The following is a 23,395-nucleotide window of genomic DNA, read 5'->3' on the forward strand; positions in this document are numbered from 1 at the left end:
CTGGCTGGAGTATCTCAATGACAACGACAACCACTTATGCCGCAAAAATTGAAGATCGCAGCTTAGGCCATTTACTGTACGCCTTAATGTCAGGTTTTCCGCTATTACTGCTTCCTGTGCTACTGAGCTTATTTATTAATTTATCTCAGCGACACACTCAGGGTAATGCGTTGCTAGCTTCGCACCTGCGCTGGCAACGTTACTCTACTATTATGTTTTTAACGCTACTCGTTTTAGGTTATTGCTTGCCGATCACTTGGCTCAGTCTTTCGATTTATCTCTTTGGTATTATTTGGTTTTGCCATCGGATAATCAAAGGTTGGTTAAGTCTGTTGGATGGTTTAGAAGTCTAAAACTTGTGTTAGAGTCTCTTCATCTTAACGAGATTTGAGGCTCTTATGACTAGTTATCAAATTCTGTGTATTCTCAGTGCGTTAGCCTTAGTCACATCCGTGGCATCTTCACGTTTACATAAACTCCAAGAAACTGTCGCTATCACCGCATTGGCGCTGGGTACCAGTCTATTGCTGTTGCTGGGCGGGAAAGCACTTGGTGGTAATGTCTATGGTTATTTTGTGGCAGGACTAGAGAAGCTCGACTTTCAAGCCCTACTGCTCAATGGCATGTTGGGTTTCCTGTTGTTTGCCGGTGCATTGCAGATCCGCTTAAAAATTCTGAGGCATCAAAAATGGGAAATCTTGATCCTCGCCTTTGTCGGTACTTTGTTATCGACCTTTATTGTCGGTGGTTTGCTGTACTACTTAGCCCCTATGTTCGGATTACCCTTGGCCTTAAGCCATTGTTTGCTATTTGGCGCCTTGATTTCACCCACAGACCCCATTGCCGTGTTAGCCATTCTTAAGAAGATGGGCGCACCTGAAGATATTGCGATTCAGGTGGAAGGTGAGTCGTTATTTAATGATGGCATCGGGTTGGTTATTTTTGTGGCGATCTCCCATTTAGCGTTTTCAACTGAGCCGCTGACCTTTACGCAAATATCACTTTTGTTTGTCCAAGAGGCGCTCGGGGGAGTGTTGTATGGCGCCGTGCTGGGCCTGTTATTGCATCATTTCTTTCGTTATTGTGAGGAAGAAACCCAATTAATGCTGGTGACCTTACTTATTCCTACTGCGGGTTATGTGATGGCTGCAGAACTCGGTGTGTCGGGGCCGCTTGCCATGGTAAGTGCGGGGATCATTATTGGTAACTATAGCGTACCTAAGTTTTTTGCACGCCAAGAGCGGGTGAAACTCTATACCTTCTGGTCGCTTATCGAATCATTTTTTAATGCGCTGTTGTTCCTTCTACTCGGATTACTGCTTTTGCTCGTCACCTTCAAGGCGCCGTTATGGTGGTTTATGCTGCTGGCTATCCCGCTGGTATTAACGGCGAGGGCGGTGAGCGTATTTTTGCCTTACATGGGATTCAGATTGGTTAAATCCTACAATCCCTATGCGGAGTCAATACTGATTTGGGGGGGCTTGAGGGGCGGGTTGGCATTAGCGATGGCGATGAGCTTGCCAAAAGGGATTATTATCGATTCACAACCCGGTGTTGAGCTGCACGAGCTGGTATTGGTAATGACCTATGCTGTAGTCGTGTTTTCAATCCTAATTCAAGGCTCAAGCATGACGGGGCTTATCCGCCGTAGTAATGCGGTTGTTACTCGCCCCGACAGCCATACCACACAGGAGAGCCGTTAGCACCGCGCTTTGATTGGCACCACGTGATATCACAGAGCCACGTTTTTCGTGGCTCTGTGATTACTAAGGCAGTTGCGTTATTGGCTTTACGGGGTTAGCGATACAGCTCCCTGACAACTTCGCCCATAAGCGCAAGTGAATGATGGGCTTTGTCCTCTTCGAGGGCGTAATTAAGCACTATGCCATCAGCTTTTAACTGCTTAATACCTTGGGTTTGCAGCACCAATGCATCTTCGTTAATGGCATAACAAGGATTAATCACAATCGGTAAGTGGCTATTTGCCTTGATTAGAATAAGACTTGCTAAGTCCAAGGTGGGTAAATTGGCATTGTTGTAGGTACGAATGCCCGAGTCACATAGTATAAGTTGTTGGTTACCTTGGCTTAAAATGGTTTCCGTTGCCGCCAAAAACTCCTCGTAACTGGCCATATCGTTGCGCTCAAGGAATAATGGTATGGGTAGCGTCCCAGCCTGAGTCAGCAAGGCCTGATTAAACATCTGCTTACCGGTTAAGAACAACATATCGGCATGCTCAGTTGCCAGCGGCATATCCGCCGCTTGCTCGATGGCAATCACACAAAGCAAATCATATTGGTGCAGCGTCTGTCGCAGCTTAGGGATGATTGCTTCTTTCGATGCAAGTTGCTGGCATCCTTCTAAAATCACCGCTTGGAAGCCTACTTCTTTCAGTTGTTTGATTTTGTGCTCAAACGCGGATAAGGCAATATGTGCCGCAGCGTGCGATGACTCTAAATGCAACAGGCTTTTACTCAGAGTGACCTTGGCAATGGCACCAATATGCCCTGCGCCAATGGTAAAAGGGCCGCAGTGAATTTCACTCGCCTGTGCTTTATAAGCCTTACTGTAACGATAGGGAGACTGCTTAGTGCTTACTTCACTTAATACTTCGGCTTTAGAGGTATTAGGTTCAATTAGTAATTGGCTGTTGCTGAGCTGTGTTGGTGTTACCGTTTCGCAGGGGTAACAACCTAACACTTTGATAAAACGCGTGATCCTTTCTAGCTGTTTGAGCCCTTGCTGCATCGCTTCGCTGGAGATATTGGCATCGATATCCAGATAAAACATTTCTTCCCACGGTGTGCCAGGGATTGGGCGGGATTCGAGTTTACTCATATTCAGCTGATGCGCTTTAAGTACCAATAGGGCTTCAACCAACGCCCCCGCCTTTTGGCCAGTGGCCATAATTAGGGTGGTTTTGGCGGGCAGTTGTTCAGGAACGGCAACGGCTTTACGAGCCACAACAATAAAGCGACTTTGGTTAATTTTTTGGTTGGCAAGGCCTGACTCAATCGACTCGAGTTGGTACAGCGCGCCACCCTCTGCGCTGCCAATCGCGGCGGCGCTATTATCGGGAGATTGGTTTACCTTTTCCATCGCTTCAGCGCTACTTGAGCAATATTCTAGCCTTAAGGCTTTGTGTTGACTGAGATAGCGGCTGCACTGACTGATGGGCTGCGGATGGGCGTAGACGGTTTTAATCTCACTGAGTTTGCTGCCGGGTTTACCTAATAGACAATGACTCACTTCGATAGTCGTCTCGCCCACGATGGATAGACTGGTATGTTGGAGTACGTCATACACTTCGTTGATTGAACCCGATGAGGTATTTTCAATTGGCAAAAAGCCATAGTCGGCGTGTCCTGATTCAACGGCTTGGACAATTTCATCGAAACTTTGGCAGCCTAAATCGAGCATCTCAACCTGACGACGTTGACAGTAGCGAGAAGCGGCAAGGTAAGAATACGAACCTCGGGCACCGAGGTAGGCGATACAATACTGTTGTTTTTGCGTTTCAGGGTTAGCACGGCCGTGAAGATAAGCCTGTTGATTCAGTACCGAGTCTTCGATAATGCTTTGATACAGCGAGATAACATAATGGGCGTCTAAGCCTTTTTCCCGCCCTGCAGTCACTAATCTTGCTAGTAGTTCTTTTTCCCTTTGGGTGTCGCGAATGGGTCTAACATCAACCTCTTTACTGCGCGCCACTTCAAGGCTTAGACGGCGACGTTCGGCGAGTAATGAGAGAAGATCATTGTCGAGCTGGGTAATTTGTTCTCGAGTGTGATTTAAAGGCTGTGGTTTTTGCATTCTGACCTCATTTATCGCCGGATTCTCAAGCGTTTAAGACGAAAAAGCCTCCCAGTGGGAGGCTTTGGATTTTTACTTTCGTTTTTACACAGTAAATCCGCCTCCTAGAGTGGGGGTGTAAAAAAGAAAGTAAAAAACGCTAGGGTATTTGTTTTCATAGGGTCTAAAACTAAAGGGCGAGGGCGTGGCTGTCAATCAAAAATTATTCAATAGCGGTATTCTTTCACATCTAGGTTGTTGTTAACTCACCTCACGAAATCATATAGAATCAACAGATAGTTAATAACATTAGTCTCAGTGGCATTTCGCTTTCTTTGCGGCATAAAAAAGGCGAAGAAATGATTCTTCGCCTTTTCAGTCTTGTTAGGGATTATTCGCCTAATTCGACGCCAGCACGGTTGATCAGGAACTGAGTCAAAATTGGCACAGGGCGGCCGGTTGAGCCTTTATTCGCACCGCTATTCCACGCCGTACCTGCTACATCTAAGTGAGCCCAGTTGTACTTTTTCGCGAAACGCGACAGGAAACAAGCTGCAGTAATCGCACCGGCTGGACGACCACCTAAGTTGGTCATATCCGCAAATGGGCTATCGAGCATATCTTGGTACTCATCCCACAGTGGCATGCGCCATGCGCGGTCACCACTTTGCTCACCTGCATTGAGTAGCTCATGGGCGAGTGGATTGTGCGATGAGAACAAACCAGAAGCATGTTTTCCTAAGGCAATCACACAGGCACCAGTGAGTGTTGCGGTGTCGATCACCAGTTCAGGGTCGAAACGTTCAACATAGGTTAACACGTCACACAGTACCAAACGGCCTTCGGCGTCGGTGTTGAGTACTTCAACGGTTTGCCCCGACAGGGTGGTTAAAATGTCACCTGGGCGGTAAGCATTACCCGATGGCATGTTTTCACAGCCTGCGAGAATACCGACGACGTTGATAGGTAGCTTCATTTCACAAATGGCTTTCATGGTGCCGATAACACCTGCAGCGCCACCCATGTCGTATTTCATTTCGTCCATGGCTTCGCCTGGCTTTAACGAAATACCGCCAGAGTCGAAGGTCAATCCTTTACCAATCAATACGATAGGTTTTTCAGTGCTGTCAACAGCACCCTTGTATTCCATTACTGTCATAATGGATTCATTGGCGCTGGCGCGTCCTACTGCAAGGTAGGAGTTCATGCCGAGTTTCGCCATTTGTTCTTCACCTACAGTTGATACATGCAGGTTTTCATGAATTTCAGCTAATTGGCGAGCTTGAGAGGCTAAATAGGCGGGGTTACAAATATTTGGCGGCATATTAGCCACATCGCGACATAAATGCATACCTGAAGAAACCGCCATACCATGCTCAATCGCGCGCTCACCTAAGGTCAACTCACGGCGTGTGGGTACATTAAATACCAACTTACGCAGTGGACGACGGGTTTCACCTTTACGGGTTTTGAGGGCGTCGAAGCAGTATAAACTGCTATTGGTGGTTTCTACTGCTTGGCGAACTTTCCAATAGGTATCGCGACCTTTCACGTGTAACTCGGTTAAGAAGCATACGGCTTCCATTGAACCTGTTTCATTTAAGGTGTTGATGGTTTTAGTGATGATCTGCTTGTACTGGCGTTCGTCTAGTTCTCGTTCTTTGCCACAACCGACTAACAGCACTCGTTCACTCAATACATTAGGAACGTGGTGCAGTAATAACATCTGCCCAGGCTTTCCTTCTAAATCGCCGCGACGCAGTAGATTACTGATATAACCTTCGCTAATCTTGTCTAATTGCTCGGCGATACCGGATAGACGGCGGGGTTCATAAACACCGACAACGATGCAGGCTGAGCGTTGTTTTTCGGGGCTACCGCTCTTTACGCTAAACTCCATGAGCACTCCTAGATTCTTAAAGACAAATTTTTATATTTATTGGATAATGTCTGCTTGTCCCGAAAAGGGCCTAAGTTATTACTCCAAAGGTGATTTATTCTCGGCACTTGAGTCACGTTTTTGTGAAAAAGCCGTGACATTTAATGTAAGCCAGGAACCCCTGAAGTTGGTCAGAAAACTACCAAAAGTAAACAGTTTACATGAAAGTTAGTCTGTTACCAGCAAAAAGATAAGTTTAGAGACCGGATCCTACCTGTGATTGTATTTAGATACCTTATTCGAGAAGTTTTAAAAGCGCAAATTGCAGTACTTTTTGTACTGTTAACTATTTTTATTAGCCAGCATTTCGTGCGCATATTAGCCGATGCCTCAGACGGTGAATTTCCCGCTTCTCTGATTGCGACCTTGATAGGTCTCAACTTACCTTATCTCGTTGTTCTGGTTTTACCTTTAAGCTTATTCCTTGGGATTTTGATGGCCCATGGTCGCATGTATGCCGAGAATGAAATGGTCATTCTGCACGGTGTCGGCGTGAGTGAATGGTATGTTACCCGAGTGACCTTAATTCTTGCCGTTATTAACATGCTGTTTACGGGGTATTTGTCCCTCTATGTCGCGCCTTGGGCGGAAGAACAGCAAAACCAAGTGCTCGAGAAAGCCCAATCTGAAGCCGGGCTTGCCGCGCTTGTGCAAGGGCGTTTTCAGGCCAGTCCCAACGGCCGTGCAGTACTGTTTGTCGAGCGCATTGGTAAGGATAACGAGCTTGAGAAAGTGTTCGTGGCCCAACTCCCCGATCCAAATGATGAAATAGGCTTAACCAATGTGGTTGTGGCTAAGGGGGGCCGCGTGATTGAAGATCAAAACGGTTCGCAACAGCTACAACTCAATGATGGGGTGCGCTATCAGGGCAGCCCACAACAGAAAGACTACCAAATGATTGAGTTTGGTGGTTATAAGATGCAAATCAAAGAACAACAGGTTGATGAACGTCGTCGTAAGCTTTCGGCTTTACCCTTAGGCGAATTATTGAAAATTGACGGTCCAGAGGCCGTGGCCGAATTCCATTGGCGTCTTGCAATTCCGCTAGCGATTCCCATTATGACCTTAATTGCAGTACCTTTGGCTCGGGTCAATGTGCGCCAAGGGAAATTTGCTAAAATGCTGCCGGCCGTTCTCCTCTATCTTGGTTACTTCGGCTTGATGGTTGCAGGGCGTAAAGCACTGCAAGATGGCGTTATCCCTCTGTATTTAGGCATGTGGTGGATCCATTTGTCGGCACTGATTATGGGAATTTTACTGCTCGGCAAAGACAGGCCTTTATTTACTCGTTTATCAGCGGCAATGGCGCGTAAAAAGGTGGCTGCATGAAGATTTTAGACCTTTATATTGCCCGAGTTTTATTAAGCACTTCGGCATTGTGTTTACTGGTGCTAACGGGCTTGTCAGGCATTATTAAGTGGGTGGACCAACTGCGCTTAGTGGGTCGCGGTACCTACACTATGATGGACGCGGGGATTTATGTGTTATTCCTCGTGCCCCGCGATATTGAAATGTTTTTCCCGATGGCGGTGCTGTTAGGTGCCTTGATCGGTATGGGAATGTTAGCCTCAAACTCTGAGTTGGTGGTGATGCAGGCATCGGGTATGTCGCGTTTGCAGATCACCCTATCGGCGATGAAAACCGCAGTACCGCTGATGTTGATGGTGATGGCATTAGGGGAGTGGGGCGCCCCAATTGCGGAGCAAAAGGCCAACGAGCTACAAGCCATTAAACTCTCCGGTGGCAGTTTGATTAAGTCCCACCGAGGTATTTGGGCAAAAGATGGCGATTTGTTCGTTAATATTGGTGAAGTTGCGGATATCGATAAGCTCAACAATATCACTTTATATAAGTTTAACAGTGAGTTAAAACTCACTAATGTGGTACATGCAGAGAGTGCATTATTTAGTAAAGACAGCTGGCTGTTAACGGACGTTAAGCGAACTGACTTAAGCTATGACGAAGTAAAACTTGAACATTTAGACGAAGATGTTTGGCGCTCAAGCCTGACGCCCGACAAACTCAGCGTGGTGTCGGTGAAACCCGAGGCCTTATCGATCCGTGGTTTGATGGGATACTTAGAGTATCTTAATAGCAATAGCCAAGACCCAAGCCGTTACGAATTAGCACTTTGGCGCAAGGTGATGCAGCCTGTTACCGTTGGGGTGATGATGCTGGTGGCTTTATCCTTTGTGTTTGGTCCGTTGCGAACTGTGACTATGGGCGCACGGGTGTTACTCGGTGTGGTTGCTGGATTTAGTTTCTATATCAGTAATGAGATATTTGGCCCCATGAGTATTGTTTATGAGCTACCCGCTTATGTGGGGGCGATGGCGCCAAGTCTGCTATTTACTGGCGTTGCTTTTTACTTTATTCGACGGTGATAAAATGCTGATAATAAAAAACGACGCAATAGCGTCGTTTTTTATCGGTGAAATAAAAGCTTACGGTCGAAACTTAAGCGCCATGCCAATTGCGCATTTGGTTGGCTTCTTTGGACAATACCACCACTTCAGAGCGGGTCATCATATCTTGCAAAGCAAGCTTATCGTCGTTGATAAGCACCCACAGATTGCCAATGCCAAGTAATGACCAAACAATGCGAGCGTAAGCGGTGATAAGGCTTAGGTTTTGGCCGTTAGGGTGCTGGATCTTAAGGCGCCATGCGCGCATCCCTAAGGTTTGGCCGCCTTTACTCCAAAATAGCGCATAGAAAGTCCCTACGCAGAGTGCTAACCAAAGTTGATAAATCCCGTGGTAAATCGGTGTGCCATTGAGGGCGTCGGACACATGTTCAAAGCCATTCATGCTAACGAGGCCTGTCGTGGTGAGTCCAAAGAAAATACCAAAGCCAATGGCCCCCGAAAACATATACACAGCGACCGCAAGCAATAGGTCGTAGATTATTGCCCCTAAACGGCGGAAAAATCCGGCGCGGGGAAAGTTGGCATGTTCAGCATTTAACATCGGCAATCCTAATTTTAAATGGATAAATGACGATAAGGTTTAGGCCTCGGGTTCTTCATCACGTACAAAGTGGATATTGCTAAACCCAAAGCGCGCAAATTCGACTTTGCGATAGTCTTTTTCGGCTTTGGCGCCTTTGCGCGAGGTCATAGCAATTTGTTGTTCCATCGCCAGAAACTTGGTTAAGTCAATGCCTTCGGCCTCCGCTACGGCTTCGTATAAATCGTGGTGTTTAGCGTAACTAAAGGCAATGGTTTTTGTCTCACCTTTGAAGGTGTAAGTCACTTGACGCGCCATGGAGATCTCCTGAAATAATTCTGAAATTAATTAAATTCGCTTCTAAAAATAAAATATACCGCACCAAGAATGCACAGGCCCGCCCAGAGATAATCGAGTTTGAGTGGTTCCTTCATGTAAAAGTAAGCGAAGGGAACAAATAAGCTTAAGGTGATGACCTCCTGCAAGATTTTTAATTGTCCGAGATTCATCACCGTGTAGCCGATACGGTTAGCGGGCACTTGCAGTAGGTATTCAAACAGGGCGATGCCCCAGCTGACTAAGGCGGCGATAATCCAAGGCTTTGAACCTAAAGACTTTAAATGACCGTACCAAGCAAAGGTCATAAAAATATTGCTAAGACAGAGTAAACCGATAGTCGTCAGGGTGGGGTTCATCATTCATCTCGATGATTAAGTTTATAAATCATGTACATGGCATCATCTGTGTAGCTGCCAAGGCATTTATCTATTGCCTTAGGTGTAAAGCCCATTTTGCGCCAGTAGCTATCAGCACCTTGCACCGCAACTAAGGATAAGGAACCTAAGTTAAAGCGATCGGCAAGCTGCTTTAGGCGCATTAAGGCCTTGGAACCTGCGCCTAAACCTTGGGCTTTTGCCGATATGGCAATATCGTGCAGATACAGAGTATCGGCCTTAGGTAAATGGGTGATGGGCTCATAAAGTGCGGGAGGCATATTGGTGGTCCAAGGGTGGGCGAGGCAATAGCCCACCACTGATTCATTCACCTCAAACACAAAACAGGATTGAGGTGAGACGTGCCACTTGCTTTGCAATACATGCAGGGGTTCAGGATCCAGTTGAGAATAACATTCTTCCTGGATCTGTAAAATAGCATCCCAATCCTGTGGGGTGATTGCACGCAATAACATGGTCGACCTTTTTCCGTCCAAAACAGTTTGAATAAAATAAGTCTGCGATTATACATCCAAATCACAGTAAAAGCTTTGAAACTCCGATAGCGATGCGATTGCGCTAAGGCAAAGTGCTAACACTTTATAGCCTAAATCCGATTGTGTTTAGCCCAAATAGCGTTGAGTTAAATGCTTAGCCAGATATTGGCTGTTTAATGGCTCGCCCGAGGCTTGAATGATGAGTTCATCGGTTGTGAATAATGAGCCTTTGGACCAAATATGCTTGCCAAGCCAGTCAAATACTTGGGATAACTGGCCGTTATCGATAAGGTTTTCAATGGGGCCTAAGCTTCGCTCCATTGCAAAACGGCATTGAGCAGCATACATGGCGCCTAGGGTATAGCTAGGGAAATAGCCAAGCTCACCGACTGCCCAATGGATATCCTGCATACAACCATCGCGATAGTTACCCTCGGTATTGATCCCTAGTAGTTGTTGCATCTGGCTTGACCAAAAGTCGGGTAGGTCATCCACGCTCAAGCTGCCGTCGATAAAGGCTTTTTCGGCCTCGAAGCGCAATAAAATATGGCAAGGATAAGTGACCTCATCGGCATCGACACGGATAAGACCTGGATTGACGCGGGTGTAGTGTCTTGCTAAGTCTTGGGCGCTGAACTCGCAACCTAAGTGTTGTTTAATCAGTGGTTGCAATTGACGTAAAAAGGCGGGATTGGCACCAAGTTGCATTTCACAAAACAAGCTTTGGCTCTCATGGACGCCCATCGAGCGAGCCAGTCCAGCGGGTTGTCCACACCATTGTTTTGGCAATCCCTGTTCATAACGGGCGTGTCCTGTTTCATGCACTATGCCCATGATCGCACTGTTAAAATCGGCTTCGTTATAACGGGTGGTGATGCGAACATCACTGGGCACACCACCGCAGAATGGATGGCTACTAATATCGAGCCTGCCATGGTTAAAATCAAATCCTAAATACGCCATCACATCGCGACCGAGGGCTTGCTGCGCCTTGATATCGAATGGGCCATTAAGCTTAAGTGTTGGCTCACAGGCTTGTTTTTCGAGTACATTTTGGATGAGCGTGGGTAGCCAAGTTTTTAAATTACCGAAGGTTTGCTCAAGTTTTGCTGTAGTCATGCCGGGCTCAAACTTATCGAGCAGGGCATCGTAGGGGAAAATGTTTTGCGCTTGGGCGCGGATCAAGGCTTCTTCCCTCGCAAGGGCGATTATCGCCTTAAGATTGGGTTTAAAGCCTTGCCAATCATTGTTTTTGCGTTGCTCGCGCCAAGCGTTTTCACACTGATAGGCCATCTTGGTTTTGGCTTGAACCAGCTCGCCGGGCACTAAGGTTGCCTGCCGATATTGATATTGCATTTCCCTTAGGTTGGCGTGTTGTTCTGAGGTAAGCACTTCTTGCGCGGCAAGGGCGAGATTGTCACCAAGGTGAGGGGCCGTTTTAAGGGTATGGATATGCAATGCCAGTTCGGCCATGGCATCGCCACGCTCACTGCCGCCGCCCAAGGGCATCATTGCTGCCTGATCCCAATTGCCCAGCGCGCTAAAATGCTCAAAATGTGAAATTTTCTGGAAATGAGCTGTGAGTTTGTCGTAACTTGGTGTAGGTTCTTTGGTATTCATAGCGGTATCCATAGACTCAATCTCAACGTGCAGTAGTTATGTATTAGCACAAAAAATAACAATAACAGCATGATAATATCATGCAGCCAAAAGCACAGCACACTAAAACCCTTAAAGGGAGGACGTGTACGTCATTAGCCAGTAATGGCTCGCGCCATTATGGCGCAGCAAGGATTTTGTCAAAGTCCGTTTTAGGATAAATTTTTGTTTGGAAACCAGGCTTGCCTTGCTATGCTGTCCCACGTAAGTTGATAATTACAGTGAAATAAATGGAATGCTGTATTGTTCAAGGAGATGATTATGTGGGCGTTTTTAGTTGAACAGCCTAACCTACCTTATACTATTGCCTTTGCCTGCGTGCTTGTTCTTGGTGTCTTTGAAGCCTTAGCCCTCCTCATCGGCTTGAGCATGATGAGTGCCTTAGATCAGTGGGTGCCCGCTGATGTGGAGTACGATGCTGACATCGGTGGCTCTGGACTCACAGGGATTGCTGGCTGGCTTTGTCTCAATCGTTTGCCACTACTTATCTGGTTTGTGCTAGCACTAACCAGTTTTGCCATTGCCGGCTATCTCGTTAATTACATTAGCTTAATGGTATCGGCTACCTTGCTGCCGCAACTATTTACCTTACCTATCGCCGTAGTAGGCAGTGCATTGTCTTGTCGATATCTGGGGCGAATGCTGGCAGATCTTCTCCCAAAAAATGAATCTACCGCTATCTCCCTTGATGACTTAAGCGGTTATGTCGGCACTATCACTTTAGGTTGCGCCATTAAAGGCATGCCTTCAGAGGCGGTTGTTCGCGATAAACATCAACAAAAACATTATGTATTAGTCGAGCCTGAAACCTCAGGTATCGAGTTTGCCAGTGGTACTCAAGTGGTGCTGCTTAAAAGAGAGGGAAGAGTCTGGTCTGCGACTCGCTTTGATAATTAAATATCGAAAGCCATAACGAAAAAGGAAAGCAAATGGATGTGTTAAACGAAGTCTCCAGTTCAAGCTATTTTGTGTTGTTGATTGCTGGAATGGTGTTGATTGGCCTGATAGTGATCGGTCTGATTTTTGCCAAATTATACAAACGTGCGACCAAGGAAATGGCCTTTGTGCGTACTGGTTTTGGCGGCGAAAAAATTATTAAAGACGGCGGCGCGATAGTCCTGCCTGTGCTGCATGAAACCATCGCAGTGAACATGAATACCCTGCGAATTGAAGTGGAGAAAACCCAAAAAGATGCGCTGATCACTAAAGATAGAATGCGTGTCGATGTTAAAGCTGACTTCTATCTGCGTGTCGCACCCAATGCCGATGGTATCTCAATGGCAGCACAAACCTTAGGTACCCGCACTACACGAGTGGAAGAGCTGAAAAAGCTGATGGAATCTAAGTTTGTTGACGTGTTGCGTGCGGTTGCGGCTGAAATGACCATGACAGAAATGCATGAGCAGCGTGCCGATTTTGTGCAGCGGGTACAGAATAACGTCGCCAACGATCTTGAGAAAAACGGGCTCGAACTCGAATCGGTTTCATTAACGGGTTTCGATCAAACTGATTTACAGTTTTTTAATGAAAACAACGCATTCGATGCCGAGGGTCGTGCTCGTCTAGCCAAAATCATCGAAGAAAAACGTAAAGAAACCAACGATATTCAGCAGGAAAACCGCATTAAGATTGAGCAGCGCAACTTAGAGGCTGAAAAAGAGTCGCTGGAGATTGAAAAGGCAGAGGAAGAAGCGCGCCTTATCCAGCAGCAGTCACTCGAATTTAAACGCGCCGATCAAAAAGCGGAAATCATTAAGCAGAAAGAAAACAAGGCCCGTGAAGAGCGCGAAGCCGAAATTGCCAAAGAGCGCGCCATTGAAACCGCAGAAATCGAAAAGACCAAAGATATTGAAACCCGCGAGATTGAAAAGCATAAGTCAATTGAGCAATCACGCATTCAGCAGCAACGTGATATTGAAGTTGCCGAGCAGGAAAAACGCATCGCGGTAGCTGCCAAATCGGAAGAAGAATCTGCCGCCCGCGCCCGCGCTGCCGAAGCGGAAAAACTGAAGGTTGAAAAAGAAGAGGCGGTAATTACAGCTCGCCAAGTGGCGGAAGCTAATCGTCGTAAAGAAATTGAAGTGATCGATGCCCGTAAGGAAGCTGAGCGCGATGCCGTCGGCGTGACAGTGCAAGCTGAAGCTGAGAAACGTGCGGCGGAAGACAGATCGAGTGCGATTTTGATTGAAGCGCGCGCCAGTGCCGATGCGAAAAAACTGCAAGCCGAGGCGGATGAAAAAGTTTATGCCGTTGAAGCGGCAGGTAAACAAGCTCTTTATGAAGCCGAAAACGTGCTGCGTGATGAGCAAATCGCCCTGCAAAAATCCCTTGCGATCTTAAAAGCCTTGCCAGAAATTGTCGCCCAAGCTGTTAAGCCGTTAGAAAACATTGAAGGTATTAAAATTCTTCAAGGTTATGGTGCTGGTCATCAATTTGCCGCAGGTGGTGATGGCACAGCCATCAACCAAGGTGGTATCGCTGAACAAGTGACTAGCGCAGCCTTAAACTATCGCGCCAATGCGCCAGTTGTCGATGCCATGCTACGTGAATTAGGCTTAGTTCAGGCGGATTCTGGCACTTTGAACGATCTGCTCAATGGCAATAATGCGTTGACGACCGAAGCCTTAAATGTGGTGAAATCGGCCAACACAGGGCTGAATGGTTATCGTCAGCAACAGGCCGTGATTGAGCCAAAGATAAGTAATTAAGAGTGGTTCATCACTAAAGCGCCTTCGGGCGCTTTTTTTTGTGCCATAAACCGTCATGCTGCTGTGTAGTATTCCACTGTTACCCTAAATTTAATGGCCGGAGTAGAGTGAAATCCGCTGTAGCGTTTCCCCTTACTGAGTAAAAGGAGTTTTTCATGGCCAATATTTTGATCATCGCCGGTGATTTTGTTGAAGATTATGAGTTAATGGTGCCGTTTCAAGCCTTACAAATGGTGGGACACAGTGTCACTGTCGTTTGCCCAGATAAAGTGGCGGGACAAACCATTAAAACTGCGATCCATGACTTTGAAGGCGATCAAACCTATACCGAAAAACCGGGCCACTTGTTTGCGCTTAATGGCAATTTTGCAGGCGCTAACGCGAGTGATTTTGATGCACTGCTGCTTCCCGGTGGTAGGGCGCCTGAGTATTTACGCCTAAATCCTGCCGTGATTGCCCTTGTTGCAGATTTTTCGGCGCAGGATAAACCGATTGCGGCTATTTGCCATGGAGCACAGTTACTGACGGCGGCCGATGTGGTTCGCGGTAAAAAAGTATCAGCTTATCCTGCTTGTGCACCTGAAGTGAAACAAGCTGGCGCCGAATATTGTGATATTGAAGTCACGGCGGCGATTACCGATGGCAAATTAGTTACCGCGCCCGCATGGCCTGCGCATCCCGCATGGTTGGCGCAGTTTAACAAGTTATTGAATTAAAAATACTCATCCCGTGTAATTTATGGCATAACAGTTCGGGTCGGGCTTAAGTGGTTTAACACTTAAGTTGAGCGCAATAGCTTGCTAGGGGAGTCATATTGTGTGTGAAATTTATTCCGGTGCTGAACCTGAACTGTTTGAGCTTAAAACCCGCTCTATTCGTATCGATGGTGTGGTGACGAGCGTGCGCCTCGAGGCGATTTTTTGGCAGATTATTGAAGAGATTGCCGAGGACGCAGAACTCAGTGTGGCGGTGTTTTTAACTCGAATTTACCGCGAGGTGTTAGCGCGCCAAGGAGAGGTGGCCAATTTTGCCTCTTTACTGCGGGTTGCCTGCACAACCCATCTTAATCAAGGCCAGCGCTTGGTGCTTAAACCTAAGATGGTTGTAAATGCTAAATCATCGTAAAGCTAACTCCATGATTTGCAAATACGCTTAGCTCGCCAAGCTTTAAGCTCTACAATCGCTTAGGTGAGCGAGCTACGTGGTTAAAGCGCTACATCTTGCCCGGTTATTCTCAAAATAGTTGGTAGCGCCGCCTTACTCTTCAACCAGCTTTATAAGCAATTAAACCAAGAGTAGGCACAAGGCCGGTTGCTGATTGTGAGGATAAATTCGATAGGTTTTATGGTGTTTGATAAGGCTCGTTTTCTTATTGCCTTGGCTAACAAGCAATCCATGGGAAAGGGCGATTTTCGCCAATAACTGCTCATCGGCACGGACATATAAGTTGATGGGTTTGATGAGCTGCTTATCTTGAATATGCTGGGTAAATTCTTTTACATCAATGACTAAACTAGATTGACCATCGCCATCTAACTTCAGTTTTGTGTTAATTTCGGTATCGGTAAACACTAACCACTCGCGCTCAGTTAACTCGGCAATCATGGCATTTAAGGCTGAGCCTAATTCGAGTGGCGAATTCTCAACAGTTTGATATTGATAAACGATTCTCTCCAATAACCGCTTAAGTTCGGCGCCAGCCCCTTGGCTACGGGCCATACGGATCCACGCGGTCAGATCCTCGGCAACCAATTTTGAAAAGCGTTTTTCTTTTAGGGCTTCAACCATCCAGTTGCATAAAAAATGGCTTTCCTGAGCGGGGGTGCGTTGGGCTTTTTTGGCTTGAGCTGAAGTGGTTAAATCGGCAAGCCCTGCTAGCGCGAGTTCGAGTATGGCTTGATTATAGGTTTGAGAATTCATTGTGGCTCCGCCGCAGGCTAAAGGGATTGATCTGATTAAACTTGGGCGATGTTCATTGCGGCGGAAGTAGTTTAGCAAAGCAGCCGCTAAATCGATAACGATTCTTACCAACTGCAATGCCATCTTGCGGTTTATTCTGGCGAGCCGACTAAACTTGCTGCGGTGAGAATCAACTTAGGCGCGGGTCTAACCTTGTAGTTAGGGTTTATGTACTGAAAGTGAATTAATCCTTTTTTATCAGCAATATAAATAGCGGGCACTGGCAGCACTAATCCTTTATCGCCTTCGGGCGTTGTCCAAAGAGGATTCTCCAGTTGTAAACGATTGGTATAGGATTCGGTGACTTGTTTGCTGGTGTAAAACGCGAGTCCAAAGGCTTGTGATGCAAGCATTTTTTCATCTGAAAGTAATAAGTATTTCAGCTCATTTTTGGCCGAAGACGCCTTAAGCTGCGCGGGCGTATCTGGAGAAATTCCTACTAACTGAAAGCCCATTTCAATGAGTTTTGGCTCGATCGCCTTTAATTGTCCCATTTGGTTATTGCAAAACGGGCACCAGCCGCCACGGTAAAAGAAGAAAATCGTTGGTTTTTGTGCCGTTAATTTAACTAAATCAACATTTTGGCCATTCATGTCTTGCAACGTGATTGCTGGGATTTGCTCGCCATTGAGTAGTGGGCTAACCGAATATTCATCTTTAGCGATAGTTTGAGCGAGCGTGCTAAAACTGCCGAGTAGTAGGCTGATGGTCAGTAAAAAGCGCTGTAGTAGGGACAGCATAAGTAATCTCTCTTTGTTATGGGTTATTCTATTAATTCAAGCGATTGGCTTTGGTTTGCACGCTTGTTGGGTCGTGAATGGGAATGACAGCTATAAGAACGGCGAATGCTGCAATTTATTGCAGTGTGTATCTAGATTTCGTTGTGTTTTTAAAGCAATGTTACTCATCACCCACGAGCTCGTTTTGAGTCTCATATGAGTCAATGGTGTGAGCCGATAACGTGGGCTAATTGAGTGAGCTAATTAACTGCGCGATGGTGGGGCGCTGAATGCGAAAGTGATAGTATTGCCACTGCCTTGAAAGGCTGAAGTGATGTTTGGTAATTTTTTCAATAGGAAAGCTGTTAATGGATAAGGGATTATTTAACGCATTAAAGAAAGTCTATGCTAAAAAGGTGTACCGAAAAGACGAGCATGGTTATCAACAAAGAATCGATAATGGCGATGTGTTTGATGTCGATACGGGAACTTATTTCTACTCCTATCAAGGCCTCTCTGCCGCCGAAATCGCATTGATTGAACAGAGTGGCTATCCGGTCAACGACAGGGTTAACCTGAGTCATGATGATGTGGTGCTCGGCTATAAAGCGATTCTAAAGCAGCCGAATCTTTCTCTCGAAAATTTACTGGCGGCCTATTTATGTGGTTTTTCAAGCTTCCCCCGCGGTCGACAGCCAATACTCAGCTATCTGTTTGCGAAGGCGCTACCAGAACATTCGATGGCAACCGATAGTGACATTTGTCCTGTGTGTTCCATCAAGCGCGTTAACTGGATTGAGCAAGGGCAAGAAATCTTTTCCTGTTACACTGGCAGTGTGTGGAACGAGCGGTGGGCGCACAACCTCATAGAATTACAAGAGTTTTGTACACTATCGCCTTGTAAACCAAGCGCTGAGGATGTGGTCATCTTCAGTGCTTTAATTGAAGCTATCCGTCAGGCTCCTTTAGATGAAACACCCGGAAAACTCGAGCAAAGAGTGAAGAAAGCCAAGATTATCCCCAAATTTAATAAGTATAGTTTCCGTGGCCAACTGATGGTGTTAGCAGAGCTTGGCATCATGCCAAATTCCTATGTTGCGCCGCTTTATGAAGCATTTACGCCATTTGAAGCGATCTGCAATATCAAATATCCCGGCAGTATCCGCTCTGACATTATCTTACCACTTGCGGGCTGGTGCGGAGAAAATCCCATTGATGAACAAAGGCTTAAGCAATTATTTGGTGTTTTACGAATAAGTGATCATCCTCAGTTCCGTGGGCTAAGTATTGAGTAAATGAGGCCTGCTGATTTAGTCCGTTTAGAGGTTGGACTGAGATAAGCCATCTTTGAGAGAGTCGCTCATATAGCCTATGGCTTGTAGCTCATGAATTCGGCTCAATAAAAAAGCGTCCCTTGGGACGCTTTTTGCTTTTATAGCGAGACTGATAGGCGAAGCGGTATCGCCTATGTCATGTGTTTATTTTAGCTTTTTCGCTTTGCTTGGTGCTTGGCCAACTTTCATTTTAACGCGGCGGCCCTGCATGCTTTTCTCGGCAATCATTTGCTCGCTAACATTGTCCTGTCGCTGTTGTTTCTTAGCGAAACTGCGGCGGGTTTGTAGCTGCTTTAACAGCAAGTCACGGCTACCGACCTCATATCCAGGTACGGTAATGCGGCGAATTTTTTGGCCGATGAGTTTTTCAATATCCGCAAGGGTGCGTTCTTCTTCACGGCTTACAAATGAGATTGCCACGCCACTTTTACCTGCTCGACCTGTACGGCCGATACGGTGAACATAATCTTCGGCAAGGAAGGGTAAGTCGAAGTTCACCACATACTCAAGACTGGGAATGTCTAAACCGCGGGCGGCCACTTCGGTCGCGACTAATACGCGCACTTTACCGGACACAAACTCACGCAGCGCACGGCGACGGCTACCTTGGGCCTTTTCACCGTGTACCACTTCAGAGGGAATACCGTCTAAGTTTAATTCTTTAACCAGAGTATCCGCCGCATCGCGGGTCGCGGTAAAGACCAACACTTGTTGCCAGTTCTTTTTACCAATCAACTCAGATAACAGCTCGCGTTTACGACGCTGCTCTACCGGATAAACCACTTGGCTTACAGTATCGGCGGTGGTGTTTTGTTTATCGGCGCTGATCACTTGGGGTTTGATCATCATCTCATTGGCCAGTTTTTTCACTGCGCTGGAGAAGGTGGCCGAAAACAGTAGGTTTTGACGCTTCTTATTGACCGCTTGGAGGATTTTTTGGATGTCGGCACTAAAGCCCATATCCAGCATGCGATCGGCTTCATCGAGGACTAAAAAGTCAACGCTAGACAGACTTAAGTTACAGGCGGTGAGGTGTTCGAGTAAACGGCCTGGGGTCGCGACAATAATATCGGCGCCGCGTTTTAACTTTTGGGCTTGAGTCTCAACCTTTACGCCGCCGTAAATCGTTAATACGCTGAAATTTAAATACTTGCTGTAGGCTTCAACGTTTTCCGCTACTTGGGCGGCCAGTTCGCGTGTTGGGGTGAGGATGAGTACCCGGGTATTAGATTTTAAGGTCTCGCTTGGGTTTTCAACCATTTTTTGCAGTATCGGCAGTGCGAAGGCGGCGGTTTTACCCGTGCCAGTTTGCGCGCTGGCGAGCACATCTTGGCCGCGGCGGATGGCGGGGATCGCTTGCTGCTGAATCGGTGTCATTTTTTGATAACCGCAATCTGAGATAGCGCGTAAAATCTCGGGGCAAAAACTAAAAGATTCAAATCTCATTTTGGATTCCTGTCATTCACTAATTCAATCATTCAAGCGCCTCACCCTATTACAGATACTTTTACCGTAAAGTCTCCTGTCATGGGGGAACGTTAACGCACTTGTTTGTGCCTTTCTAACGCTTAACGGTCAGAAAAATGGCGGGCGCGGAGTATAGCAAAATTTTCGGTTAAAACCTGTACTTTTTAACCCTTTGGCGGTTTATGCCGATATTGCTGCTGTTTTGCTGATAATCAGAGGATTAATTAAGGCGTGGATTGGCTTGGATAAAGGATACCGCGCCATTGTTTGTCGACAATAGCGCGGCATTACCGTTAGCCAAAGGCTCGGCGTAGGCCAAGTGCCTTTTCTGCGTTGTGTTTTAAATGATTAGCGGCATCGCCAATCTGATGCGTTGCCGCGAGGTTTTCACTGCTACTTTGGGTGATGAAATGGATATTGTTGGTGATTTCATGCACCACTTGGCGCTGCTGATCGGCGGCCACCGCATTTTGCTGAGCAAAGGTGTGGATCTCGCTGACTTCTTGGTAAATAGTGTTAACGTTTTCGGCGGAGGTTTGAATGTCGTTAGCGCACCGCTCTGCATGTTGGCGGCTTTGCTCCATTTCCTTTGCCCACGCATTTAACATGCTGAACATCTTATCGACACTCTGCGAAATACTGTTGGTTGATAATTGAGTGCGGCTCGATAGGGCGCGCACTTCATCGGCCACCACCGCAAAGCCTCGTCCTTGTTCACCCGCCCTAGCGGCTTCAATGGCGGCATTGAGGGCAAGCAGGTTAGTTTGCTCGGCAATAGAATCGATCTCACCCATGGCACTGGCAACTCGTTCAGCTTCTTGATTAAGCAGATTGGCATTATTAGCGGCATCGGCGACGGATTTAGCCAGCTGTTCGACCTTTTGGGTATTAGCCTTCATATTCGCGCTGCTCTTTAGGCAGAGTTCATAGGCGGTATTAATGCTGGTGGAGGTTCGTTGGGTGTTTTGAGCGACTTCGGTAATCGTCGAACTCATTTCTTCCATTGCACTTGCCAGTTGCTCGAGCTGGTTTTTCTCTTGATCTAGGCTGGCATAGGTTTGTTCTGTGGTGACCACAAGTTGATCGGCTATCGCATGCAATTGATTGGCTTGATCTTGAGTGCGGCCAAGTACGCCATTCATCTTGGCTTGTAATAAGATTAATTGAAAATCGAGAATCGATGAGGTATCGGCTCCAGCATAGATATAGCGACTAATCGAGTCGTATTTTGTTTGCATATCAATTAATTTTGCCGGAATACGAAAGGCCTCATCGTAGAAGATGGCTAAGTTAAGGCCCATTAAAATCGCGCCTGCAATAATCACACCCCAACCCCAAAAGTAACCCGCAATCAGTAATCCTGTCGAGGCGACAACGGCTGATACAGCACGTTTTTGCATCAAACTTAGTGGTTTGGGGATAGGTTTGTTGTGTAATAACCGGCGGTAAATCGCCGTGGCTTTAGATACATAGGCCGCCTGTGGCTGCAGACGCACCGACTGGTAACCAACGATAGTACCATTCTCAAAGATAGGAGACACAAAGGCATCGACCCAATAAAAATCGCCATTTTTACAGCGATTTTTAACTATACCACGCCAAGATTGGCCCGATTTTAGCTTTTCCCACATCTCTTTAAAGGCGGCGCTGGGCATATCGGGGTGGCGTACTTTGTTGTGGGGATGCCCAATTAATTCGTCAGCACTGTAGCCTGAGACTTCTGCAAAGCGTTGGTTAACATAGGTAATAATCCCGCGAGTATTGGTTGTGGAAATTAATTCATCTTGAGGCGTTAGGCGGATTTCCTGTGCATTGCTGTGGGTAATTTTACTGCGGCTAGGGTTACTCAGGCTCATTTAGTGTGTCCATTCAGGGCCGATGCTATGAATTAGGGTAAATGTAATGGTAAAGCTTGCGCCGACTCTCATTGGTGCCGGCTAGTTATGTGACAATGGTATCATTTTTGTGTGGGTGTTGGAGAGCGGTTTTTAGCGTTACCCATAAGAAAAGTAATGCATTTTTATTTTTCTAACTTTTTAAAAATATTAGTTTTTTTATTATGGTTTAAACGAGTGTTTATCCTGTCTATTGCCAAATTTAGTGTGATATCTACTTTAGTGTTAGCGATTTTTTTCAGGAAAAATAACGCTAGATTCACAACGCGCCCTAAAATTTTTTACTAAGCTTTTTAACACATTGGGAGTATTGCTAAGTCATATGGGTTTACATGGTTTTTATTGGGCTTGCGCAAGACAAAAATGTTTTCAGATAGATAAGCTCGAGAGTTCTAAAGGTAAGACGATTAAGGGCTTTAGACCATTTACAAGGTAGTATTGGATTGCAAAAGGATTTTTATGGCTAGAGCAGAGCCGAGAGAATTTACCCGTTATACATCCGGTCTTTCCCATTGGCGCAGATTGATTTTTAAGCGGTTATTTTGGTTTCTTGCCATTCTCTGTGTGCCTGTGTACATCACCAGTGTTTACCTTTGTATTGTTGCCAATTTATGGGGCATGGTGATTTTTGATACCATCGCGTATCTGTTTTTAATGTTATTGCTGTTGTACACGCATTTTTCAGATCGGATGCGTTTTGGCTGTGGATGCGTGCTTACCTACGCCATTGGCGTTGGGTTTCTTATTGCGATAGGACCGTCTGGGGCTGGGTTTTTCTGGTTATTTATTTTTCCTCCACTCAGTAGCATTTTTTTAGGTGCTAAGGCGAGTATCTATGCCCAAGTAATTAATGGGATAAGCTTAATTTTGATTGGTGTGGCTTATCATCTGGAGTGGCTGATGTGGCCTGTCACTGAAGGTTATCACCTTGGTATTTGGGCTGTGGTCGCAATCAATTTTTTAGTGACCAATGCGATGGTTACCTTAACCGTGGCTTATCTGCTCGGTAAGTTAAGCTCTTCTCTTTATTCAACGTTGGCCTCTCGGCAAGCGACCGTGCTCGGCTTAGCAAAGCTTGCCGAGTATCGTGATAATGAAACTGGGGCGCATTTATTAAGGATGCGGCAATACTCTAAAATGTTAGCGGCCCAGCGTATGTTGGCCGAAAATCCACCACCAGAGTTAGACGAAGATTTTATTCAAGACATTAGTCTCTCGGCAATTTTGCATGATATCGGCAAAGTGGGCATTGCCGATGCGATTTTGCTAAAGCCAGGTCGATTAACACCCGAAGAGTTCGAACAAATAAAAGCACACCCCGTGATCGGTGGGCAGGTGCTAGCCAGTTTATTAGAATATGCTCCCCGATGTACGTTTATTACGATGGGGAGGGACATTGCTTCTGGCCACCATGAGAAATGGGATGGAAGTGGTTATCCACTCGGATTAAAAGAAGAAAATATCCCATTGTCGGCAAGGATAGTCGCACTTGTTGATGTGTATGATGCGTTAACGTCACCACGCTGTTACAAGCGACCCTTTAGCCATGAAGAAGCACTCGCCTTGATCCTTGAGGGGCGTGCGAAACATTTTGACCCAGCCTTAGTCGATTGTTTTATGCAAATTCATACTGAGTTTGAGGTGTTGTCAAAAGCGTCGTTACATGATGATCCTCAGTTAACGGTGGCACAACCTAAAACGTTGTAACCTCAATACGCTAAAACAATAAACCCAAGACTGATTGTCTTGGGCTTATGTGGTTTGGGT

21 protein-coding genes and 1 other annotated feature are annotated in these 23,395 nt (G+C 46.3%); of the genes, 10 read left to right on the forward strand and 11 right to left on the reverse strand.

Annotated elements, in window-relative coordinates:
* The first annotated feature begins 17 nt into the window (after positions 1 to 17).
* Both SO_RS06340 and SO_RS06345 read left to right on the forward strand, forming a co-directional pair.
* Positions 18 to 353 carry a hypothetical protein gene (locus tag SO_RS06340; RefSeq protein WP_011071573.1) on the forward strand — a complete coding sequence of 112 codons (336 nt, stop codon included), beginning with the start codon at positions 18 to 20 and terminating at the stop codon, positions 351 to 353.
* A gap of 45 nt (positions 354 to 398) precedes the next feature.
* Positions 399 to 1,703, forward strand: coding sequence for a cation:proton antiporter (locus SO_RS06345; protein ID WP_011071574.1), 1,305 nt, complete (start codon positions 399 to 401; stop codon positions 1,701 to 1,703).
* Positions 1,704 to 1,797: 94 nt separating this feature from the next.
* Here the strand turns inward: SO_RS06345 and SO_RS06350 are convergent, their stop codons facing one another.
* Together SO_RS06350 and pepA are read right to left on the reverse strand one after the other, a co-directional pair.
* Positions 1,798 to 3,813 (reverse strand): chorismate mutase, encoded by a 2,016-nt coding sequence (locus tag SO_RS06350; RefSeq protein ID WP_011071575.1) that lies wholly within the window; start codon positions 3,811 to 3,813, stop codon positions 1,798 to 1,800.
* A gap of 37 nt (positions 3,814 to 3,850) precedes the next feature.
* Positions 3,851 to 3,969, reverse strand: a sequence feature (Phe leader region).
* Positions 3,970 to 4,183: 214 nt separating this feature from the next.
* A complete protein-coding gene (gene pepA, locus SO_RS06355; RefSeq protein ID WP_011071577.1) occupies positions 4,184 to 5,692 on the reverse strand; it encodes a leucyl aminopeptidase in 1,509 nt (502 codons plus the stop codon).
* 255 nt (positions 5,693 to 5,947) lie between these two features.
* On the opposite strand from pepA, the gene lptF reads away from it, so the two are divergent.
* Both lptF and lptG read left to right on the forward strand, forming a co-directional pair.
* Positions 5,948 to 7,060 (forward strand): LPS export ABC transporter permease LptF, encoded by a 1,113-nt coding sequence (gene lptF / locus SO_RS06360; RefSeq protein ID WP_011071578.1) that lies wholly within the window; start codon positions 5,948 to 5,950, stop codon positions 7,058 to 7,060.
* Positions 7,057 to 8,115: an LPS export ABC transporter permease LptG gene (gene lptG / locus SO_RS06365; RefSeq protein WP_011071579.1), complete on the forward strand. Its 1,059-nt coding sequence runs from the start codon at positions 7,057 to 7,059 to the stop codon at positions 8,113 to 8,115. Before lptF ends, lptG begins: the two co-directional genes overlap by 4 nt.
* 73 nt (positions 8,116 to 8,188) lie before the next feature.
* On the opposite strand, the gene SO_RS06370 is transcribed toward lptG, so the two are convergent.
* From SO_RS06370 to SO_RS06390, 5 genes are all read right to left on the reverse strand, one after another.
* Positions 8,189 to 8,698 carry an RDD family protein gene (locus tag SO_RS06370; protein ID WP_011071580.1) on the reverse strand — a complete coding sequence of 170 codons (510 nt, stop codon included), beginning with the start codon at positions 8,696 to 8,698 and terminating at the stop codon, positions 8,189 to 8,191.
* Positions 8,699 to 8,737: 39 nt separating this feature from the next.
* Complete coding sequence (locus SO_RS06375) at positions 8,738 to 8,995, reverse strand: DUF2960 domain-containing protein (RefSeq protein WP_011071581.1); 258 nt, start codon at positions 8,993 to 8,995, stop codon at positions 8,738 to 8,740.
* A 26-nt stretch (positions 8,996 to 9,021) separates the two neighbouring features.
* Complete coding sequence (locus SO_RS06380) at positions 9,022 to 9,372, reverse strand: DMT family protein (protein ID WP_011071582.1); 351 nt, start codon at positions 9,370 to 9,372, stop codon at positions 9,022 to 9,024.
* Positions 9,372 to 9,866, reverse strand: coding sequence for a GNAT family N-acetyltransferase (locus SO_RS06385; RefSeq protein ID WP_011071583.1), 495 nt, complete (start codon positions 9,864 to 9,866; stop codon positions 9,372 to 9,374). The genes SO_RS06380 and SO_RS06385 overlap by 1 nt, the downstream gene beginning before the upstream one ends.
* 147 nt (positions 9,867 to 10,013) lie before the next feature.
* Positions 10,014 to 11,519, reverse strand: a complete 1,506-nt coding sequence (locus tag SO_RS06390; protein ID WP_164925648.1) for a carboxypeptidase M32 — start codon at positions 11,517 to 11,519, stop codon at positions 10,014 to 10,016.
* A gap of 288 nt (positions 11,520 to 11,807) precedes the next feature.
* Between SO_RS06390 and SO_RS06395 the strand changes: the two genes are divergently transcribed.
* The 4 genes from SO_RS06395 to SO_RS06410 all read left to right on the forward strand — a co-directional run bounded on the left by SO_RS06395 (position 11,808) and on the right by SO_RS06410 (position 15,379).
* Positions 11,808 to 12,443: a YqiJ family protein gene (locus tag SO_RS06395; protein WP_011071585.1), complete on the forward strand. Its 636-nt coding sequence runs from the start codon at positions 11,808 to 11,810 to the stop codon at positions 12,441 to 12,443.
* Positions 12,444 to 12,475: 32 nt separating this feature from the next.
* Positions 12,476 to 14,254 carry a flotillin family protein gene (locus SO_RS06400; protein ID WP_011071586.1) on the forward strand — a complete coding sequence of 593 codons (1,779 nt, stop codon included), beginning with the start codon at positions 12,476 to 12,478 and terminating at the stop codon, positions 14,252 to 14,254.
* Between the two features lie 155 nt (positions 14,255 to 14,409).
* Complete coding sequence (locus SO_RS06405; RefSeq protein WP_011071587.1) at positions 14,410 to 14,970, forward strand: DJ-1/PfpI family protein; 561 nt, start codon at positions 14,410 to 14,412, stop codon at positions 14,968 to 14,970.
* 100 nt (positions 14,971 to 15,070) lie between these two features.
* On the forward strand, positions 15,071 to 15,379 hold the full coding sequence (locus tag SO_RS06410) for a ribbon-helix-helix domain-containing protein (protein WP_011071588.1): 309 nt from the start codon (positions 15,071 to 15,073) through the stop codon (positions 15,377 to 15,379).
* A 159-nt stretch (positions 15,380 to 15,538) separates the two neighbouring features.
* Here the strand turns inward: SO_RS06410 and SO_RS06415 are convergent, their stop codons facing one another.
* Together SO_RS06415 and SO_RS06420 are read right to left on the reverse strand one after the other, a co-directional pair.
* Entirely contained in the window at positions 15,539 to 16,174 is a 636-nt protein-coding gene (locus SO_RS06415; RefSeq protein WP_011071589.1) for a DUF2913 family protein, read from the reverse strand.
* A 131-nt stretch (positions 16,175 to 16,305) separates the two neighbouring features.
* On the reverse strand, positions 16,306 to 16,953 hold the full coding sequence (locus SO_RS06420) for a peroxiredoxin-like family protein (RefSeq protein ID WP_011071590.1): 648 nt from the start codon (positions 16,951 to 16,953) through the stop codon (positions 16,306 to 16,308).
* Positions 16,954 to 17,300: 347 nt separating this feature from the next.
* Between SO_RS06420 and SO_RS06425 the strand changes: the two genes are divergently transcribed.
* Positions 17,301 to 18,227: a hypothetical protein gene (locus SO_RS06425; protein WP_011071591.1), complete on the forward strand. Its 927-nt coding sequence runs from the start codon at positions 17,301 to 17,303 to the stop codon at positions 18,225 to 18,227.
* Between the two features lie 183 nt (positions 18,228 to 18,410).
* On the opposite strand, the gene SO_RS06430 is transcribed toward SO_RS06425, so the two are convergent.
* Positions 18,411 to 19,712: a DEAD/DEAH box helicase gene (locus tag SO_RS06430; RefSeq protein ID WP_011071592.1), complete on the reverse strand. Its 1,302-nt coding sequence runs from the start codon at positions 19,710 to 19,712 to the stop codon at positions 18,411 to 18,413.
* A gap of 314 nt (positions 19,713 to 20,026) precedes the next feature.
* Complete coding sequence (locus SO_RS06435) at positions 20,027 to 21,589, reverse strand: methyl-accepting chemotaxis protein (protein WP_011071593.1); 1,563 nt, start codon at positions 21,587 to 21,589, stop codon at positions 20,027 to 20,029.
* Positions 21,590 to 22,087: 498 nt separating this feature from the next.
* Between SO_RS06435 and SO_RS06440 the strand changes: the two genes are divergently transcribed.
* A complete protein-coding gene (locus SO_RS06440; protein ID WP_011071594.1) occupies positions 22,088 to 23,335 on the forward strand; it encodes an HD-GYP domain-containing protein in 1,248 nt (415 codons plus the stop codon).
* Positions 23,336 to 23,395: the final 60 nt, after the last annotated feature.

The sequence above is a fragment of the Shewanella oneidensis MR-1 genome, assembly GCF_000146165.2.
Taxonomy (GTDB): domain Bacteria; phylum Pseudomonadota; class Gammaproteobacteria; order Enterobacterales; family Shewanellaceae; genus Shewanella; species Shewanella oneidensis.